The organism is Prevotella lacticifex (assembly GCF_019973375.1).
Classification (GTDB): Bacteria; Bacteroidota; Bacteroidia; order Bacteroidales; family Bacteroidaceae; genus Prevotella; species Prevotella lacticifex.
This window is the reverse complement of record NZ_BPTV01000004.1, coordinates 71962-92005: the sequence shown is the minus strand read 5'-3', so window position 1 is coordinate 92005 and position 20044 is coordinate 71962. Positions and strand designations below refer to the sequence as shown.

The window sequence follows — 20044 nt, the reverse complement described above, 5'->3', positions numbered from 1 at the left end:
TATGCGCGTTCCGCTATTCAACCTCTTCGAGGCTGGTCGTGAATTTCTTGTGCCCACGTTAACCCCAGACTGCGGTCGCTGCGCTCCCTTAATCTGGGGTTACTGATGATTAAGCCCCGTCGGGGCTTTGCGTTGGCAAAGTAAAATAACACGCTTGACAGTAGGACGGGGATAAATCCCGCGCCTACGGTGGATGCGTGCAACACATTAGTTATCAATGTGCTGCCGATGTTATCATTTCATCACAAACACATTGTCAACGTGATTCCTTTACAGGGTGCAGATAGGCAGGCAATAAATTCTGATTATAAATATGTATATCGTGGCGATGGTCTAATTATGGTCTTTGTCATCGTCCGTCACTCGCGACGGCCAAAGTTCATGCTGACTGATACCTGCTAACTGTCTGTTGGTCAAAGTCATTCGTCTATATCCCTTTCTATCCCCCTGAAATTTGAAATCGGGATGATTTTTTTGTAACTTTGCAAGCGAATTACGATTAACTTAGACCGACATATTTATCGTAGGAGCGGATGAAAATCCTGTTTATATATCTTGGTTATCGGCGCAGATTCATTTTATCGGAAAATAAGGAGGGCAGAACAAAACACACGGAAGTCGGGTTCATCATTACAAATGACCGACGGCGAATATCCGCTGCGCGCATTCTGCATCGGTAGTGTTGCTTTCCGTTGTCATTGTGTCACTGTTTACCAATGAAATGCAGGGATACTCTGAATAAATGCTAACTTTTCATTATATAATAGGTAATATCATATAATTTCATTACTTTTGCAATATTACGTCAGAAATATGAAAACATCAGAACTCACCGATGTGGTGACGCGTGTGCTCACCACGACCAACCTTCCAGCCGCGGCTGTTGCCGACGGCCTTGCCGGTGCCTTGCGCGACAGCCATGCAGCCGTCGTCGTGGCACCTCCCGGTGCCGGTAAGTCGACGCTGCTGCCGTTGTCGCTGTTGCGCTCCTACGGTTCCGGCCGCATCGTCATGCTCGAGCCGCGCCGTATTGCTGCCCGGCAGGTGGCTGCCCGCATGGCCGCCCTCCTCGGCGAGCGGGTGGGCGAGAGCGTTGGTTATCAGGTGCGTTTCGAGCGCAAGGTGTCGGCGGCGACGCGCATAGAGGTTGTCACCGAGGGCGTCCTCGCGCGCCGCCTTGCCGATGATCCCACCCTCGAAGGTGTCAGCTGTGTTGTCTTCGACGAGTTCCACGAGCGCAGTCTACAGTCCGACCTCACCCTCTGCATGGTGCGGCAGGTGCGCGATGTGCTGCGCCCCGACCTCGATATCGTGGTCATGTCGGCCACTATCGACACCGCCGCTCTCTGCCGCGAGCTCGGAGCGAGTGTGGTGAGTTGTGAGGGCCGCATGTTTCCCGTGAGCGTTGTCCAGGCCCGTGAGGATGCTCCCGTCACCGCCATCGCCGAGGCTGTGGCAGCCGCCGTGGTCTCTGCCCACAGCCGTCATGAGGGCGACATCCTCGCTTTCCTTCCCGGTCAGGGCGACATCGAGCGTTGTGCCGCCCTCCTCGGCGACAGTCTCGCCCCCACACGCGTCTGCCCTCTCTATGGCAATATGACCATGGAACGGCAGGCCGAGGCCATAGCACCGTCGCCGACGGGCAGTCGCAAGGTTGTCTTAGCTACCCCCGTCGCCGAGACCTCGCTGACCATCGAGGGCGTGCGTGTCGTCGTCGACAGCGGCTACTGCCGTCGGTTGGTCTACGATGCCGCCACGGGACTCAGCCATCTGGCCACCGTGCGCATCAGCCACGACATGGCCACACAGCGTACGGGCCGTGCCGGACGCGTGGCAGCGGGAGTCAGCTACCGGCTGTGGACCACCGCCACCGATGCGAGGATGGAGGAGCAGCGCCAACCCGAGATCCTTGATGCCGACCTCACACCGATGGTGCTCACCCTTGCGGCCTTCGGCGAATCCGACCCTGCCGCACTGCCGTGGCTGACGGCCCCTCCCGAGGCGGTGCTGCGGCGGGCCACCGACGAACTGCGGTTGCTCGGGGCCATCGACAGCGACGGAACGATAACACCCTTGGGGCGCCGTATGGAGGCTATGCCGTGCCATCCGCGCATCGCGAAGATGATTGTCCATGCCGCCGACGATGCCCGTAAGGCTTTGGCCTGCGATATTGCCGCCATTATCGAGGAGAAAGATGTCATGAGCGCCGACGAGGTCCATGCCGACCTCCTGCCGCGTGTGGCCGCTCTCCGCGATGCCCGCCGTGGTCATCGCCTTGGTCCGTGGCGGCGGGTGGCTCGCGTTGCCGACGAATATTGCCGTATGGCGCACGTCCGCAGTGACGACTCCTTCGTGGGGGCCGACGATATCGGGGCTCTCGTCGCCGTGGCCTATCCGGAGCGCGTGGCTATGGCCGTCGACCATAACGGCACCTACCGGCTTGCAGGAGGGGCTACCGTCCACCTCGATGGTGCCGACAGTCTGACGGGTTACGACTGGATTGCCGTGGCGTCGCTGCATGCCGGTGGTCGGGGCGCAGGACGTGTGTTCCTCGCCGCGGCCGTCACGAAGAGTGATGTCGAGGCTCTGGCCTCATGGACCGACAATCTCACGTGGATAACGCATCAGGGTGGCGTCGTCGCCCGCCGTGAACTGCGTATAGGTCAGCTCGTTATCGACAGTCGGCCGCTGACCGATGTCGGCGACGACCGTCTCACAGCTCTCGTCTGTGAGGCTGTGGCACGTGAGGGACGGAGTCTGCTCGACTGGAATGACGAGGTGCGAACGCTGCAACTGAGGGTGGCCCTCGTGGCACGGTGGCACCCCGACCTCGGACTCCCCGACCTCTCCACCGACCACCTCTTAGCTACCGCAGGCTCCTGGCTGCCGCTCTATCTCCATGCCGACGGCCATATTATCACCACCGTGACGGCCCTGCGCCGACTGCCACTGACACAGATCCTGTGGAATATCCTGCCCTACGAGGCCCAGCAAACCGTCGACCGGCTGGCACCGGCGCGCATCAGGGTGCCGTCGGGGAGCATGGTCCGACTCGACTACCGCGTGGGTTCCGATGTGCCGGTGCTCAGTGTTCGACTGCAGGAGTGCTTCGGTCTCGCCGCCACACCGTGCGTCGACGATGGGCGGGTGCCAGTGCTCATGGAGTTGCTCAGTCCGGGATTCAAGCCCGTACAGCTCACCACCGATCTCGCCAGCTTCTGGCAGGAAGCCTATTTCGAGGTCAGAAAGGAGCTCCGTAGGCGCTATCCCAAGCACTACTGGCCCGATGATCCGCTACAGGCTGAGGCCACAAGGGGTGTGAGGCGAAAGAAATGAAAATAAAAGATTATCCCATAAAGACATAATGTCAATAATTTACGCAATTATAAACATATCATTTACATACACTAAAATATATCTCTAACACCGTATACATATTATATTCTGAATTTTCAATTAATTTGTAGCGATAATCTTCTAAGACTCGTTTTTCTTTGGCCTTCCTCTTTTTCTACCTACCTTTTTCGACTTGTATCCCGGTTCACACCCGGCTGGGATGTCAAGCCCAAAAGCCTTCGCAATCTCTACCTGCTTCCCGACAAAAGGTGTTATCTTGGTGGTATGCCCCTGTCGCTCGATACATCTTATGTTCCTCATCTCGTCAAGCATGTCCAGTGAAGAGGCGAACATGCTGTGAAGGCCTGTCGTCTTCCAGATGTGTCTAATATATGATCCTATGACTAATCCGACGAACAAGATGAACAGCCTGCCGGTCTTACCGTCCTCGCTCCAATTTCTTTGTCTGTCAGAGCACATCTCCGTCTTCATCTGCTGGAAGTACTTTTCCTGCTCGTCTCTCAATTTGTAGTGAGCCAGAGCTTGTGGCGCTGTCAAATCCAGCCCGAGCGTTACAATGGCGACAAACCCTAAAAGTCTGAGTGAGTCGTTGTACTTCTTCTCGTTCTTCTCAAACGACACGACATGCCTTTTCTTGTCCAGTTTTACGTCAAACATGCAGAAGTCCCTTTTGAGTGTCTCATCGTCAGGGGCTTCCTCTTTGCCATCAATCATCTGCTGAAGACTGCTTCTCTGCCCTTCGACTTTCATGTCTATGTTGATTTGCCCCTCGCTTCTCCACGAGGGATTGAAGAACAGATTCAGGCGCATCTTGCTTGCTGTCTTTTCGGACTTGCCCTTTCCATGTACCTTGTAGTCAATGTCGTACTGTTTGTAATACAGCTTGCTGTCAAGGTCTATCTCCATTCCGTCCGGACGGACATTGAAGTCTCCAAGGCTGTCTATTTTGTCGCTGATAAACTTGTGGCCGGTCTTCATACACATTATAGCGGGCTGGTCATGAAGAATGTTGTCCTCAAGGATTTGCACTGTCCCATAGCCCCTGTCCGTTATCATTACGTAATTCGTAAAACCGGCACAGCGCAGGTCAGACTGGATGACACCCATAGTGCGTGAGTCAGGGATGTTACCGGGAAACGACCTGTAATAGATGGGCATGTGGTTGCTGAGAGTATAGACTACAACTTCATTCGTCTGCGCCAAGGCAATGTTCTCCTTGTTGTGCCCCCAGCGTATGTCGGCCAGACTGCTCCCGTAAGCCGACCTGCTTGTGGAGTCAACAGCACAGAGCTCCATCTTTCCAATTCTTTCTGAACGAAGGCGCAACAAGGCCTGGCGGTCTTTCTCAGTGATTGACTGCGTAAGACGGGTGATGTCTCCCGGAGACATTTCGCGCGCGGACGGAGTCTTGGTGTATCTCTGCCAGCGAGCGAGCCTGCTGTAAGAATAGCTGGAAATATAGGGGAACATGGCAAGCGTCATGATGTCATCCACTTTCTCCTTGTTTCCCTCGAACACTTTCTCCAGATCCTCGCGTATCTTAGTCTTCTCCGCAACTCTTTCCATAAGCCACACGTCGCCATACAGACGGTTCTGCGCATCTCCATTGTAGGTGGGTCTCCCTGCTTTCCTCGTACTTGGCAAAGAGTCCAGTTCACTCAAATCCCATTCCTGTGGGAATAACAATTTCTTTCGCTCAGCAGGCGACATGTAGAGGTACACCTTGCCCGGAATGAACTTCAGGCTTTCGGTCACTGTGCCTAAATGAATGCTTTTGTTCATGCGCTTACCGGTTGCCTCGTTCGTCACACGTGGACGTAGTGTAGCATATCTATATCCGTTATTGATGTGAAGCGTCACCTTGTGAGCAGTCTCATCGCTTATAGGTCTTGCCATTATACTATATCATTGATTACCGCTACAAATGTAACAATAATAAGTGAAATGGCAAAACATAACAAACTAAATATTTACTGATTTATAGATAATTAGCTTTAGAGTGGGTATTATCGCTACAAATTAATCGAAAATTCAGAATTATATATACATATAAAAAATTACATTTGAAATGGAAGAAACAAAACCAATGACGAAGTATGTGGTCGGGCAGACCTACGACTTCACGGTAAATTCAGTGCGCTACAACTTCTGTGAGCTTGTCGACGGCGATGGCTTTTTCGTCTATTTGCAACACACCGAGGGCCTTAACCTCACCAAAGGACAGACCATCCGGTGCAGGGTGACGGCAAATTATCAGAAACGTCCAAAGATAGAACTTGTCGACAGCTCCCGCTATAGCGACGGCGCAAGCAAGATTTCAGTTGAGACTGTGAGCAGGATTATGAACACCCCGGAGAGGCAATGGGATACCACCTCTTTTGTGTCGTTGCTGCTCATGACCGAGGTTGAGGACAAAACCTTTGGCGGCGAGTGCAGGCAGTGGATAGAAGAACTTAGAAAAGACGAGTGCGACCTGACGCAAGTAAAGGCCGACTGCGGGCAGTTTATGGAGGAATCTGATTTTCTCAGCATCTGTAATACCACAGAACGCGAACTCTACCAACAGCGTCTGACATTCATTATCGACTCACTCGGATATTTCATTGAGGCCGACAAACTGCTCGCCGACGGCACCGCACCGCAGTTTCTCGAGCATCTTCTCGACAAATTGGAGAAGACGGGATACGTCTATCACCCCGAGCAGAACTTCAAAGTTATGTCTATTCTCTTCCTCATCGACGGCAGTCTGATGGAGGAAAATATCCCGCGGCTCTTCGATATCATTAGGAAATGGCCTGCCGACATCTGGAATAAGGACCCCTTCAAGGACCCGCTCATCCGTGCCCTCACACTGTATGTCGACGGAAATATATTGAAAGTGGAGAAAATCAGCGACAACGGCAAACTCGTGCGCAATCTCGTCCAGGCCCTCGCCATACTCTTTATCATCGCCGACAACAAGGATAATCACGACACGCGGCTGCCCGACGAGCGTCTGCTGCTGTCGCGGCTCTGCGTCATGTCGACGTATATCGATGAGTTCTGCAATAAGGAACTCTTGGCGATGGCTGTCAGCACGCTGTTCTCCGACAGCTATTACCGGCCGCGGCCGGCCCTCGCCGACACCCTCGGCTATAAGATTCCCTTCGACCTTAAAACCCACTCGCGGCTGCTGCCGCCATGGGCCGTCAACACCACCAACCTGTATATCGGCAGCAGGATGAGGCTCGTAGTATCGCCCGACGGCATGGCTGTATGGGCCGACAGTCAGAAGGCAAAGGCCGTAATCCCCGAACAGCTCGCCCTCTGGGGCAATATCCAGGTGTATGCCAACCGCAGTGCCATGCCGTCGCTGTCAGGACAGATTACCGTCAACGACAGCCGCCGCCTTTGGGAAGCCATTGAGCGTGAGCTCTTTACACCCGACCCGACAGTCGTCCACACCCCCGAGAAACGCACCACGAAACCGATGAAGGTCGTTCATGGTGTCGGCGATGTCGTGACCATAACCATTAATAGTGTCGGTGAGGACGAAAATGAGAAAAGCGACAACCGCGCATGGTGCACCATCGAGGGCGAGGACTCGGTCAGCGGATATATCTACGGACAGGATATCGTATCGTATATGCACCACACGGCGACGTGGATGTTTGAGGACTACAACGGTAATCCACTGTCGTTCAACGCTGAAATCATCGACGAGGACGACGATGGGATGTTCCATTTCTCCATGCTCGAGCAGATAAAGGAGTTTGTGTGCAGTCAGTTCACCTATGGCGAGGATGTCATCTGCTCCCTGGGATCATCGCGGAAGGCGTCGGTGACCAACTATCCGTCGCCGGGAATAACGAAGGACGGCTACAGTGTCAGTCTCAACGGATCCATCGGCGAGGACCTTCAGCGTGGCGACATCGTCGTGGGAACCTATCAGAGTCAGGCCAACGGCACCTTCCACATCTACTGTGATCTCAAGGAACGCTACGACGGCTTTAAGGTCGATATGGCCAGGGCTTTCCATAACCTTATGCTCAACTACGCCAATACGCCCGACGACGATTATGAGGAGGACGAAAATAAGGAGGATTCGATGCAGCTGACGAGCTCCGACCTCGACAATACCGACCGCATGGTCGACGCGGCATACGTCAAGGAGATTATCCGCATCGTCGACCGGATGGCCGTTATCGACGCCGATTATGTCCGGTCGTACAATTATATTGCTTTTGCGCGGCTGCTCTGTAGGATGATTGGGTGGAATGAACTTGGCGAATACTACAGCGGCCGTCTGCACATCATCGATATGCTCTACGATTTCGCCATCAACGACAAGGTCGACACCTCGCAACTCGACCGCCTGCAGGACGAGGACGGTGAGCTCTTTGCCAGCGACACGCCGATGCACGAGAAGTTCCGCCAGCTGCGGATAATCAGTTTCATGGGCGCCCAGCCCCACGACGACGAGCTGATGCGCTTCCGTGGTGCCACGCAGGGAATGACACGGCAGATAGCTTCGTTGGCTATCGCCTATAACATCCTTATAGAGAACAACATGAAACCGCAGGCCAACGATGTTCTCAACTACGTCAAGAACATGCTGCGGCTGAAAGGCTACGAGTCGCATCTGAAGGTCTACGGCAACGGTATCGAGTCGCGCACCGTCGAATTCAAGACCTCCATCGTCTATCCGCCATCCAACGACAGCATGCCCGACCTGCGGCGGCAGACGCATACCATCCTCTCCGTCATCGCTTCGTTCCTCAATACCGACGGCGGCACGTTATACTTAGGTGTCAACGACAGCGGAGCCGGTGTCGGTGTCTACGATGATCTGTGCTATCAGGAGTTCAACGGCGACCGCGACAAGTACCAACGCTATGTGCTCGATGCCGTGGCACTGCAGTGGGACAATAATGTGGCGTCGTACGTCAGTGCCGACTGGGACCACAGCGAGGAGAGCGGCAAGGACGTTCTCGTCGTCCACGTCGAACCATACGCCAAGGGTGTCGACCTCGACGGCGAATGGCTGTACCGCAACGGCAGCGGAAACCGTCATTTGTCGAAGAGTGAGTTCGATGAGTATAATACGCGGCGGCAGAGTCGGTTGGCGCGGCAGTCGGCGCGGCAGGCTCAGACCGACACCCTGGAACCTGCAACCGACACGGTGGCAACGCCGGAACCTGTGGCGGCAGCGGTCCCCACGGTGGCTGAGGAGGCTCAGGCGGTGGCTCCGGCGGTCGCCGCTGCGGCACCATCGGGCAGCAGCGAGAAGCCGGCGGCCCCAGCTCAGGAGAAAGTTATGACGAGTGTGAGAAGGAAGAATATCCTCGAGGACTACCAGGAGGGCTACGTTCCCTACGAGGCTTGCTTTAAGTTCCTGTCCGACAGTAAGTTTGAGAAGGTCACCGAGTATGACTACGACACCACCACCGAGCTTACGCTGCCCGTCTATGAGGATGATGTCAAGGACCGCTACCTTGTCCTTGGCTACGAAAACGGCACTATCGGCAAGGTACCGGTGCGCGAGATAATGAGGTTTGAGGACTATCGGCCGTACAGCCGCTATGGCGGTTCGCGTCTGCTCTTTGCTGCCATAGCCTCCGATGCCGACGGCATAATCAGCGTTACGGAGGAGGATAAGACGAGTCACCGGACGATGGTGCGCGTTGATACGCTCGCTAATATAGACCGCTGCCGTCTTGCCGACGCTGGATGCAGGGTTTTCAACGAGGGTATCGCCACACGGACGTTGCAGTATGAGATTGCTCCCGCGGCTGGGCTGCCGGTGGTTAAAAATATCCTCGACCGCGACAGCCGCACCCTTGGATTCCCTCTCGCCACGATGGCACCGGACATTACCGACCAGCTGAGACAGTGGGGCATCAAGGATAACGGCTGACGGACGGTGGCGGCGCCGGGCCTGGCTCACCGCCATGCCCGCCGTCGGCTATCCTTCGCGGTGGATGACGGTGCCGTTGGCCTGGTGGGTGGCGAGGACGAGAACCTCCGCAATCTGCACGTGCTCAGGGGCACTGGCGGCATAGAACACCACATCGGCGATGTCGTCGCCCGTCAGCGGCTCGATGCCGTGGTAGACGCTGTCGGCACGTTTGGTGTCGCCGTGGAAGCGGACGTTCGAGAAGTTCGTCTCCACGAGGCCGGGTTTGATGTTCGTAACGCGCAGACGGGTGTCGGCGACGTCGATGCGGAGACCGTCGGTGATGGCTTTCACTGCCGATTTCGTAGCGCAGTAGACATTGCCGCCGGCATAAGCGGCATCGCCGGCGACGCTGCCGATATTGATAATGTGACCGTGGTTGCGGCTGACCATACCCGGCACGATGAGGCGTGTCATCGTCAGCAGACCCTTGATGTTCGTGTCGATCATCTGGTCCCAGTCGTCGAAATCGCCCTTGTATTCTGGTTCGAGACCACGGGCGAGTCCCGCGTTGTTGACGAGGACGTCGATAGTCTGCCATTCGGCTGGCATACCCTCGATGGCGCGGCGCGCTGCCTCACGGTCGCGGACGTCGAAGGCGAGGGCGAGGACGTGTGCTCCCTTCGCTTCTAAGACGGTGGTGAGTGCATCGAGTTTCTCCTTGTTGCGGCCCGTGATGATTACATCGTAGCCGCCGTCGGCGAAGCGCTTGGCACAGCCCTCGCCGATACCGCTGGTGGCTCCAGTGATAAGTGCTATTCTTTTGCTCATAATCAATGTGTTATTTTTGTCTGATGGTACAAAAGTAACACATTTTTTTTGTTTCTGTTTCGTCTTTTTCTTATTTTTGCAGCGTAATAACCGAAAGCTATGACCGACAAAGCTGTTCATTTTGTTGAAGGGGTGGGGTGGCGTTACGATAGCGACCACTCGATGACTCAGCGCATGGAGCTCCACGACTACCATGGGCGGAGCGTGTATATGATCACCATCGACCTTGCCGACCGCAGTGTGGCACGGTTGGGAACGCTGTGCCGGCGCGACAACGGGCAGGCTGTTGTCGAGCTGAGTGCCCTCGGCCGGCGTGTGCGCGATTGCTGGAACCAGATAGCTGCGCGCCATGCTGGGGTGCGGTCGCTCGCTCTCCAGATTATGCCCGACCATCTGCATGGCGTGCTCTTCGTGATGAGGGAGCAGCAGCTGCACTTGGGGAAGATCATCGCCGGGTTTAAAACCGGCTGCTCCCATGCGTGGTGGGAGATAGAGCCGGAGGTGGTGGCAGCAGCCGGGGCTGGGGCGGCTGCCCCCGGTGCCGGGCCTGCTGCACCCGAGGCTGGGCTTGCTGCCCCCGAGGCTGGCCCGTTAAGTGCGCCGAATTATAATTCGGCGAACACGACAGCACAGACCACAGGGCAGCTGCAGGGAGGGGCTATGCAGCCTATGCCCCGCAGCAATGGGGCCATGCCCAACAGCAATGGGACTATGCCCCGCAGCAAGGGGGCCAAGGGCCCCTCGCTCTTCTCACCTGGCTATCACGACTCGGTGCTGATGGGGCGCGGGCAGCTGCAGAACATGCTCCGGTATGTCGCCGACAACCCGCGGCGGGCGATGATAAAGCGGGAGCATCCCGACCTCTTCCGCATTGTCAGCGACGTGCAGGTCGGCGGGAGGACGTTCGCGGCCATCGGCAACCGGTGGCTCCTCGATATGCCGATGCGGCTGCAGGTGCGCTGTCATAACTGCGGGTCGGCAGAGAACCTCCGGCTCATCGCCCTGCAGAAGGACTACTTCCTCCGTCGGGGCCACAAGGGAGCGGTGGTCGTGAGCCCTTGCATATCGCCGGGGGAGAGGGAGATAGCGCGGGCGGTCCTCGACGCGCGGCTGCCTCTCATTGTCGTCCTCGCGAACGGTTTTCCTCCGATGTATAAACCGCCGGGGAAGTATTTCGATGCGTGTGCGGCGGGCCGTTTGCTGATGTTGGCACCATGGCCGTATCATAGCGACCGTCGCCGCATCACGCGGTGGCAGTGCGACGAGCTCAATGCTATGGCGGCGGAGATAAGTACCGACCCGTGGGACGCTGATACCGAGTGGAAACTGAAAAGCGGCGGACATATACCATAAAAGATGCTATATAGCAGCTTTTTCGTATCTTCTGTTGCATTATCATTAAAAAAACGTGCATTTTGTCTTTCTTGTTAGGTTTTTCTTGCATAATTAAGGAAATATAACTACCTTTACACTCGAAATAAAAACTTATAATATTTAACTAATTTATCAAACTATGAGTAGATTATTACGCAACCTTATGCTGCTCGCCCTGATAATTGCGGGGGGGGCATGAACGCTCAAGCTGATGATGCCGTTTACAAAACGCTCGACTTTGCAAAAGCATCCCAGCCAAAGGTGAATGACTACACTACAAAATGGACTGCAACGTCTGAGGATAAGCAAGACAATTGGACCATCAGTAATTTTAGCAACTATAATAATGAATGGCTCTATGTTAGATGTGGGAGCAAAAAAGGTGCCAGCATCGCTACCATTGCTAACTCTAACGCTTACTCTTCCGCCGTTACCAAGGTTGTAGTTACTTATGATGCCGTTAAGTCTAATCCAAAGACAACTTATCTTGAGGTTTCAACCGATCCTAAATTCTCTACTGTTGACGAAAAAGTTGTGGTAGCAACTCCTAAAGCAGGTGATGTCGCTTACACTATATCTTCACCTAAGGCCAACGCTTACTACCGTCTGGTAGTCGACAACCCGAAGTATTCAAGTAACGGCCAGATTCAGATCTCTAAACTTGTTTATTACATTTCTTCTGAGCCCGGCAAGACCATTACCTCTTTATCCTTTGGTGAAAATGCAGACAAGACTTTCTGGAAGGGTGATAAGGAGGGCTTGACCTTCACACAGACTGCAACGCTGACACCTGCCGTAGAGGGCGCAAAGATTACATACAGTTCTTCGGATGAGAATGTGGCTGTTGTTGATGCCAACAGTGGTGAAGTATTGGTAAGTACAGACAATGCAGGAAAGGCCACAATCACAGCTACTTACGCTGGCGATGATACACATGTCGGCTCTACCGCAACATATAATATCACCGTAGAGTTTTTATATCAGAACCTTGCAGAGCTGAAAGCTGCATACAGCAATGCAGATATTAACGCTGCCGTCCGCCTCACCGACGCACAGGTTACAAATGTCGATGGTTTGAATCATTTCATGCAGGATGCCACTGGCGCGGTTGATGTTTGGAACAAAGATTTCAACTATGCAGTCGGTGATAAACTTAACGGTATTGCCAACGTCACTTATAAGTTAAATAAAGGTCTGCCAGAGATTACGGCTTTTGCCCCTATTGGTGGGATCACTAAGACTACGGATGCTCTTCCTACACCAACTGTGGTGACTATTACAGATGCTACGAAGGATGAGAATATATGTAAGTATATTGTTATCAAGAATGTTAGTATTACTCCTTCATCAAAAACAGGCAATGCTACCGCAAAGGACAAGGATGGCAATACTATCGCGGTATTCAAGAGCAAGCAGACTTATGTAGCCGGTGATTATGACCTTATGGGTAATCCTTCTGTTTATGTTACGACCGGAGCTAAGGAGATGGTATTCTCCAGCTACGCCCCCGACTTCACCATCGACGAGGGTGCTGATGCTAATGCCATCACCGCCGGTGAGAACGGTACCGTCATCATTGACCGCACCTTCAACGCCAACGCATGGAACACCCTCGTTCTGCCGTTCGACCTCACTGCTGAGCAGCTCGCTGCAAAGTTCGGCGCAGATGCAAAGTTCGCTACCTATACCGGTACTTCCAAAAATAATGACGGCACCTACACTCTTAAGTTCCAATCAGTTTCCGCTCTGACCGCTAACACACCGGTATTCGTCTGGGGTGCTAACAATAAAGAACTTTATGAGTTCTCCGGTGTCAAAGTTGTCAAGGCTGATCCGACATCTACTCCTTCCGATGCAGCATTCTCATTCACCGGCTCTTACGACAAGACCACTTTGAAGGCCGGCGACTGGTTCATCTCTTCCGACAACAAGTTCTATCGTGCTCTCGGTACGGAGACGATGAAGCCTATGCGCGCTGTCTTCCGTCCTGTCAGCGCTGCCGCAGCCAAGGGTCTGTCGTTCAGCATCGACGGTGGTGAGGCTACCGGTATCAGTGCCATCACCGCCGACGGCAGTATCGTCGTCAACGACAATGCTCCAATGTACAACCTCGCAGGTCAGCGCGTGAACGACAGCTATAAGGGTGTCGTCATTCAGAACGGTAAGAAGTATATCAAGTAAGAAAATCATTAACCGTCGGTTGGCATCGCCGCTTCGGGTGATGCCTGCCGACAAACAATAAATTCGCAACGATTATGAAAAAGAATTATGTTAAGCCTTCAGTGAAGGTGAGAGAGATAGATATGGAGAGTCTGCTTGCTTCGCAGTCTGATCCTCAGATCAACATAGTAGCACCAACCAACCTTGAAAATTCTCCTACGGTCGGTGGCGTAAGCCCTGGCACCAATGCTGTAGTCGGTGCAAGCCAGAATCTGTGGAGCGAGGAGGAAGAGTAAATCTTTCTTCCGGTAGAAGATAATATAAGGTGGGCGGCTTCGGCTGCCTGCCTTTTTTTTGTTTTTTTGGGGGCTTCATGGGGAGCATAGGCTTTCATAGGGAGCATAGGCTTTCATAGGGAGCTATAGAAGCAATAGCCGCTATGGGGGATGTGGGCGGCTATAGCGGCTGCGAAAAATATTTACAGCTTTGGGATAGGTGCCGTTTGGGCTTGCGAAATGGGCCGTTTTGCGGTGCAAAACGGACCGGATGGGAGGACGAAACGGGCCGTTTTAGAACGCGAAATAGACGGGATGGATAAGGTTCTGGAAGACAATGGATTAGAAAGAGGGGCGAAAGAAAGGAAAGGTGTGAATAATCTTTACATTGTTGTTGATGCTTTAGCTGAAAAACCTACCCCGCAAAATAGTCGCGGAGCTCCTCCGCCGCTGATGGACTGTCGTTGATGATGTTCTTGACGATGGAGCCGTGGTCCATGACGAGGAGGCGGGTTGAGATGTCGGTGACGAGCTGGAGGTTGTGGCTCGAGACGATGATTGTAGCACCGGTGGTGCGGTTGTAGTCGGTGAGGAGCCTCTTCAGTGCCTCCTGACTGCTTGGGTCGAGGAAGTTGAACGGTTCGTCGAGGATGACTATTCGCGGGTTGTTGATGAGTGCCGCGGCGATTCCCACCTTCTGTCGGTTGCCTGCCGAAAGATTGCGGATGAGTGTCGGGGTGGAGAGAAGTTCGTCGCCGGTGAGACTGTGGAGCTGCTCGATGCGTTCGCTGAGCTCTCCGGCTGGAATCCCGTCGATACGTGCGATGAAATTGAAGTACTCTTTCGGACTGAGAAAGTCGATGAGGAATCCCTCGTCGATGAATGCTCCCGTCCATGCCTTCCATTCCTCCGACAACCGCGGGTTGACGCCGTGTAGCGTCGCTGCGCCCTCATCGGGTCGTGAGAGGTCGAGGAGCAAACGAAGAAAGGTGGTCTTGCCGGCCCCGTTGTTTCCAACGAGTCCGACGAGATCACCCTTTTCAATCTTCAGTTCGGGAATGTCGACAGCAGTGACATTCCCGAACGTCTTTCTGATATTGTCGATATCAATAGCCGTCATCGGCAGTCGTTATCTGATGTTACGTCCGTGACAGTTCTTGAATTTCTTTCCGCTACCGCATGGGCAGGGGTCGTTAGGTCGCGGCATCTTCTCGGCGCGGTAGGGCACGTGGTTGACCTGATCGGCCGTCTCGCGTGTGTCCTGCGATGCTGCCTGCTGCTGAGCGCGCTCAGCCTCGTCGTCGAGGTCGACCTTCTGCTCGTTGTAGCGCTGTGAGCGCTCCTCGGGAGCCGCCTCCTGCACCTGCTGCTGCATCTCCGGAATCTGTCCGCGCATGAGTATGCTGGCGATGCGGTCGTACATATCGTCGATCATATCGTCCCAGATGTGTGCGCTCTCGAGTTTGAACACCACTAACGGGTCCTTCTGCTCGTACGATGCGTTCTGCACGCTGTGGCGCAGGTCGTCGAGCTGGCGGAGGTTCTCCTTCCAGTCGTCGTCGATGATGTGGAGCATGATGACCTTCTCGAACTGCTTCACGACCGATTTAGCCTCGGTGTCGTAAGCCTCCTTGAGGTCGCAGGGGATATTGTAGAGTCGCTTGCCGTCGGTGATTGGCACCATGATACGCTCGTAGAGAGCCCCCTGTGTCTCGTAGACATTCTTTATTATCGGCCATGCCACACTCTCGATGCGCTCCGTCTTACGCTTGAAGGCAGCCATTGCCGTCTGATAAGCGCGCTCGGCGAGGTCGCTCTTGTTGCCGTTGATGAACTCATCGGCATCGAACGGAATCTCCATGGCGAGGACTTTGAGGAATTTCTCCTTTGCTCCGTCGTAATCGTTCTTCTCGATGATATTCAGCACGCGGTCCCAGATGACGTTTGCGATGTCCATACCTATGCGCTCACCCATGAGAGCGTGGCGCCGCTTCTCGTAGATGACGGTACGCTGCTTGTTCATCACGTCGTCGTATTCGAGGAGGTGCTTACGGATACCGAAGTTGTTCTCCTCGACCTTCTTCTGTGCTCTCTCGATGCTCTTTGATATCAGCGGCGACTCGATACGCTCACCGTCCTCGAGTCCCATGCGGTCCATGATGCGTGCAATGCGCTCAGAACCGAAGAGTCGCATGAGCTTATCCTCGAGCGATACGTAGAATACCGATGATCCCGGGTCGCCCTGACGTCCTGCACGACCACGCAGCTGACGGTCGACACGGCGGCTCTCGTGGCGCTCAGTACCGATGATGGCGAGTCCGCCGGCAGCCTTCACCTCCGGCGACAGCTTGATATCGGTACCACGACCTGCCATGTTCGTGGCGATGGTCACGGCACCCTTGCCGTTCGTCGACTGTCCGGCGAGGGCCACAATCTGTGCCTCCTTCTGGTGGAGTTTGGCGTTCAGCACCTGGTGCGGTATGTTTCTCATCTTCAGCATCTTACTGAGCAATTCCGAGATTTCTACCGAGGTGGTACCCACGAGGCACGGGCGCCCGCTGTTGCGCATAGCCTCAATCTCGTCGATGACAGCCTTATACTTTTCACGCGCCGTCTTGTAGACACGGTCGTCGAGGTCCTTACGTATTACCGGTTTGTTGGTAGGAATCTCCACAACATCGAGTTTGTAGATGTCCCAGAACTCGCCGGCCTCCGTCGATGCCGTACCCGTCATTCCGGCGAGCTTATGGTACATACGGAAGTAGTTTTGCAGGGTGATGGTAGCGAAGGTCTGTGTGGCGGCCTCGACCTTGACGTGCTCCTTGGCCTCGATAGCCTGATGGAGTCCGTCGCTCCAGCGTCGTCCCTCCATGATACGTCCTGTCTGCTCGTCGACGATTTTCACCTCACCGTCCATGACGACATACTCGTCGTCCTTGTTGAACATGGTGTAGGCCTTGAGGAGCTGCTGTAGCGTGTGTACGCGCTCGCTCTGTACGCCGTAGTGCGACATCAGGTCGTCCTTGCGGTCGACGTATTCCTCGTCGGTTATTTTTCCGTCGTTATGCTCCTGCTCGAGCTCCGAGAGTTGCGATGTGATGTCGGGTAGGACGAAGAGCTGGGCATCGTTTGTCTGCTTTGCCAGCCAGTCGGTACCCTTATCGGTGAGGTCGGCCGAATTGAGCTTTTCGTCGACGACGAAGTACAGCGGCTCTACGGCCTTCGGCATCTCGCGGTTGTTGTTGGCCATGTAGAACTCCTCTGTCTTTAACATTCCGCTCTTTATTCCGTCCTCCGAGAGGTACTTGATGAGCGGTTTGTTCTTCGGCAGGGCGAGGTGTGAGCGGTAGAGTGCAAGGAATCCCTCCTCGAGGAGCTGTGCCCCCTTCTTCGAGTCGGAGCTCATCATCTGCTGTCCCTCGCTGATCTTGCTGCGTGCCTCGGCGAGGAGCTCTGTAGCCTGCTTGCGCTGTACCTCATAGAGTTTCTCGACGAGCGGCTGGTATTCCTCATACATCTGGTCGTCGCCCTTAGGCACTGGTCCTGAGATGATTAACGGTGTGCGGGCATCGTCGATGAGCACCGAGTCGACCTCGTCGACGATGGCGTAGTTATGCTCGCGCTGCACGAGGTCGGCGGGACTTATGGCCATATTGTCGCGGAGGTAGTCGAAACCGAATTCGTTGTTTGTTCCGAAGGTGATATCGGCCTGATAAGCCTTGCGGCGCTCCTCCGAGTTCGGGCGGTGCTTGTCGATGCAGTCGACGCTGAGGCCGTTGAACTCGTAGAGCGGTCCCATCCACTCGGAGTCACGCTTGGCCAGATAGTCGTTGACGGTGACGACGTGTACTCCGTTGCCTGTGAGCGCGTTAAGGAATACAGGCAATGTAGCAACGAGGGTCTTACCCTCACCGGTAGCCATCTCGGCAATCTTTCCCTGATGGAGGACGACACCACCGAAGAGCTGTACGTCGTAGTGAACCATCTTCCATGTCAGGTCGTTGCCTCCGGCAGTCCAGTGATTATGGTACACGGCCTTGTCGTCGCGTATTTCGATGAAGTCGTTCTTCGGGTCAGCGGCGAGCTCACGGTCGAAGTCGGTAGCCGTGACGATGGTCTCCTCGTTCTCCGAGAATCGCCGTGCCGTACTCTTGACGATGGAAAAAGCTATCGGCAGCACCTCGTTGAGTGCGTCCTCATATTTTGCGAGCTCCTCGTCGTGGAGCTTGTCTATCTGCGTGAAGATTTTCTCGCGCTCGTCGATAGGTGTGTCCTCGATTTTCGCACGGAGGTCGGCCTGCTGCTGGCGCAGCTCCTTACCGGCGTCCTGCACCTTCTGCTGTATCTCCTTGGTCTTGGCGCGGAGGTCGTCGTTGCTGAGTTTGTCGATTTCGGCGTATGCGGCCTTGATTTTCTCGACCTCGGGCTGTATCTTCTTCATGTCCCTTGTCGACTTGTCGCCGAAGAGGGATTTAAGTATCTTATTGAAATTCATAATCTGTTGTAAATTGTTCTATTCGTGTTATATATAATAATGTGTAAATGTCGGGGAATGACTTTCCCCTCTTTGAAAAGCTGAATGGTGCCGTCGGGAGCGCTGGACGCTATGGTCCGGTCTGCTGACGGTCACTGCCTGCTTGGCGCACGAATAGACACCGTCGTGCCGATGTACGGCATGCGGCGTATTAGCGGGCGTGCCCAGTATTTCGTCACGGGTTCGGCGGGCGTTGCCGACGATGCGTTGAGCGATGCCGCTATGAAGGTATGATTATAGAATGTGTGGGCTGTGGTGTTGTCGGTATCTCCGTTCAGAGCTTTCAGGACTGCCATTATGTCGGTACCCATTGTCCGCAGCTGCTCCGGCGAGAGCATCTGCTCAATGCGCATATTGCCGCACTGAACATCGAGTGCCGACGTCAGGATCTGAGCCTCAGAGCCTGTCGCAGTGATGAATACGAGGAGTATGGTGAGATACCTGTTCATTTATTGATGTAAATTTTCTTTTCGAAATAATGATGCATCAGTGGTCGTGTGAGCAAAATGAATGCCAAAACGATCATTCCTGAGGGATAATGCTGGAAAAATCCGCCTATGATGAATGCCACGGTGAGAATCTCCCAGACTGTCCACCAGTGGCAGCGGCTGTGGGCGATGGTCTTGCGTACGGCCGGAATGAGTGCTACGAGCGGCAGCGGATTGAGGATGAGTATCAGCAAGTTAACCCTTACCGTTGGGTGCTCGGAGAAGATCATCGTCGTGATGATGAGTCCGGCGAGACCCGTGAGGAGCATATAGAACACGTCAATGCCCCAGAAAATTTTCTTCTTCCGGTGCTCCGCAATCTCGAGGGCAATGGTTACGACGAAGAGAATCATCGCCATGTCGAGGGGCGTCAGCGGGAATCCGCCACCGTTGTCGTGTGGCTGCGCCATGAGAATCATCTGTGAGCTGACGACGAGAGGGTGCCCGTTGTAGACGGTGCGGTCGAAATCGGCGCGCAGATTGTCGGGCAGAAACTGCTGCTGAGCCTTTGTCGTGGGCCTGTCGGCGCCGATACCGAGGAGCAGGTCCTCGCCGAACTGCGTCCAGGGATAGTCCTTTGTCCATCGGTGGAGCATGGCACGGTAGGTGCAGGTGTCGCCCTCTGCCGGCGGATATGAAACCTTTCCGCTGAGATTGCCGACGATAATGTCGCGGGCCCGCGTCGTACAGTTGTCGTAGAAGAAATTGTAGCGGTACACCTTATTTTCCGGTCGGATATTGCTGTCGATGGCTTTGATGATGGCGGCCTTGTCGCTGGGGGTGATATTCAGGCGCTGCTCTATGACGCTGCGGCCCTCGTAGGTGTATTCGGCGAGGAACTCGTCGAAGGGCGTCACGTCGACCCAGTAGTCGGTGAGGCCGAGAATGAATTTCGGGATGAAGTGTGGGGTATTGGAGGAAAACATGCCATAGTTCACGGCCACGTCGGCACCGGTGGTGATGTCGTGGATTCGGACGGCAGTATGGCCAAATTCCGACCACACCTCAGAGCCTGGTCCGCAGGTGAGCAGACTGATGTCGATGGAGTCGTTGTCCACGTCGAAAGCCATGGCGGGTGTGGCCGTCAGGAGCAATGCTATGGACAGAATTGTGGACAGTATAATTGTTTTCAATTGTTTCACGATGCAAA

At 54.6% G+C, this 20044-nt stretch carries 11 protein-coding genes; 5 read left to right on the top strand and 6 right to left on the bottom strand.

Annotated features, from left to right (window positions below):
• Positions 1-813 precede the first annotated feature (813 nt).
• A complete protein-coding gene (gene hrpB / locus LDN30_RS15710; RefSeq protein ID WP_223927172.1) occupies positions 814-3336 on the top strand; it encodes an ATP-dependent helicase HrpB in 2523 nt (840 codons plus the stop codon).
• Between the two features lie 141 nt (positions 3337-3477).
• Here the strand turns inward: hrpB and LDN30_RS15705 are convergent, their stop codons facing one another.
• Complete coding sequence (locus LDN30_RS15705; RefSeq protein WP_223928554.1) at positions 3478-5253, bottom strand: IS1634 family transposase; 1776 nt, start codon at positions 5251-5253, stop codon at positions 3478-3480.
• 172 nt (positions 5254-5425) lie between these two features.
• On the opposite strand from LDN30_RS15705, the gene LDN30_RS15700 reads away from it, so the two are divergent.
• The gene (locus tag LDN30_RS15700) at positions 5426-9253 is read left to right on the top strand and encodes an AlbA family DNA-binding domain-containing protein (RefSeq protein ID WP_223930234.1); all 3828 of its coding nucleotides are present in this window, start codon (positions 5426-5428) and stop codon (positions 9251-9253) included.
• A 48-nt stretch (positions 9254-9301) separates the two neighbouring features.
• Here LDN30_RS15700 and LDN30_RS15695 read toward each other — a convergent pair whose 3' ends face one another.
• Complete coding sequence (locus tag LDN30_RS15695; protein ID WP_223927169.1) at positions 9302-10063, bottom strand: SDR family NAD(P)-dependent oxidoreductase; 762 nt, start codon at positions 10061-10063, stop codon at positions 9302-9304.
• Between the two features lie 99 nt (positions 10064-10162).
• On the opposite strand from LDN30_RS15695, the gene LDN30_RS15690 reads away from it, so the two are divergent.
• The 3 genes from LDN30_RS15690 to LDN30_RS15680 all read left to right on the top strand — a co-directional run bounded on the left by LDN30_RS15690 (position 10163) and on the right by LDN30_RS15680 (position 13893).
• On the top strand, positions 10163-11416 hold the full coding sequence (locus LDN30_RS15690) for a hypothetical protein (protein WP_223927168.1): 1254 nt from the start codon (positions 10163-10165) through the stop codon (positions 11414-11416).
• Between the two features lie 216 nt (positions 11417-11632).
• A complete protein-coding gene (locus tag LDN30_RS15685) occupies positions 11633-13618 on the top strand; it encodes an Ig-like domain-containing protein (RefSeq protein WP_223927167.1) in 1986 nt (661 codons plus the stop codon).
• A 74-nt stretch (positions 13619-13692) separates the two neighbouring features.
• Complete coding sequence (locus tag LDN30_RS15680) at positions 13693-13893, top strand: hypothetical protein (RefSeq protein ID WP_223927166.1); 201 nt, start codon at positions 13693-13695, stop codon at positions 13891-13893.
• A gap of 394 nt (positions 13894-14287) precedes the next feature.
• Here the strand turns inward: LDN30_RS15680 and LDN30_RS15675 are convergent, their stop codons facing one another.
• From LDN30_RS15675 to LDN30_RS15660, 4 genes are all read right to left on the bottom strand, one after another.
• Positions 14288-14992, bottom strand: a complete 705-nt coding sequence (locus LDN30_RS15675; protein WP_223927165.1) for an ABC transporter ATP-binding protein — start codon at positions 14990-14992, stop codon at positions 14288-14290.
• A gap of 9 nt (positions 14993-15001) precedes the next feature.
• On the bottom strand, positions 15002-18367 hold the full coding sequence (secA, locus tag LDN30_RS15670) for a preprotein translocase subunit SecA (RefSeq protein WP_223927164.1): 3366 nt from the start codon (positions 18365-18367) through the stop codon (positions 15002-15004).
• Positions 18368-18498: 131 nt separating this feature from the next.
• Positions 18499-18855 (bottom strand): hypothetical protein, encoded by a 357-nt coding sequence (locus LDN30_RS15665; protein ID WP_223927163.1) that lies wholly within the window; start codon positions 18853-18855, stop codon positions 18499-18501.
• Positions 18852-20036: an Lnb N-terminal periplasmic domain-containing protein gene (locus tag LDN30_RS15660; protein WP_373316564.1), complete on the bottom strand. Its 1185-nt coding sequence runs from the start codon at positions 20034-20036 to the stop codon at positions 18852-18854. The genes LDN30_RS15665 and LDN30_RS15660 overlap by 4 nt, the downstream gene beginning before the upstream one ends.
• Positions 20037-20044: the final 8 nt, after the last annotated feature.

Coding starts and splice junctions, on each gene's coding strand:
- hrpB (WP_223927172.1), top strand. CDS start 814: ATGAAAACATCAGAACTCACCGATGTGGTGACGCGTGTGCTCACCACG.
- LDN30_RS15705 (WP_223928554.1), bottom strand. CDS start 5,253: ATGGCAAGACCTATAAGCGATGAGACTGCTCACAAGGTGACGCTTCAC.
- LDN30_RS15700 (WP_223930234.1), top strand. CDS start 5,426: ATGGAAGAAACAAAACCAATGACGAAGTATGTGGTCGGGCAGACCTAC.
- LDN30_RS15695 (WP_223927169.1), bottom strand. CDS start 10,063: ATGAGCAAAAGAATAGCACTTATCACTGGAGCCACCAGCGGTATCGGC.
- LDN30_RS15690 (WP_223927168.1), top strand. CDS start 10,163: ATGACCGACAAAGCTGTTCATTTTGTTGAAGGGGTGGGGTGGCGTTAC.
- LDN30_RS15685 (WP_223927167.1), top strand. CDS start 11,633: ATGAACGCTCAAGCTGATGATGCCGTTTACAAAACGCTCGACTTTGCA.
- LDN30_RS15680 (WP_223927166.1), top strand. CDS start 13,693: ATGAAAAAGAATTATGTTAAGCCTTCAGTGAAGGTGAGAGAGATAGAT.
- LDN30_RS15675 (WP_223927165.1), bottom strand. CDS start 14,992: ATGACGGCTATTGATATCGACAATATCAGAAAGACGTTCGGGAATGTC.
- secA (WP_223927164.1), bottom strand. CDS start 18,367: ATGAATTTCAATAAGATACTTAAATCCCTCTTCGGCGACAAGTCGACA.
- LDN30_RS15665 (WP_223927163.1), bottom strand. CDS start 18,855: ATGAACAGGTATCTCACCATACTCCTCGTATTCATCACTGCGACAGGC.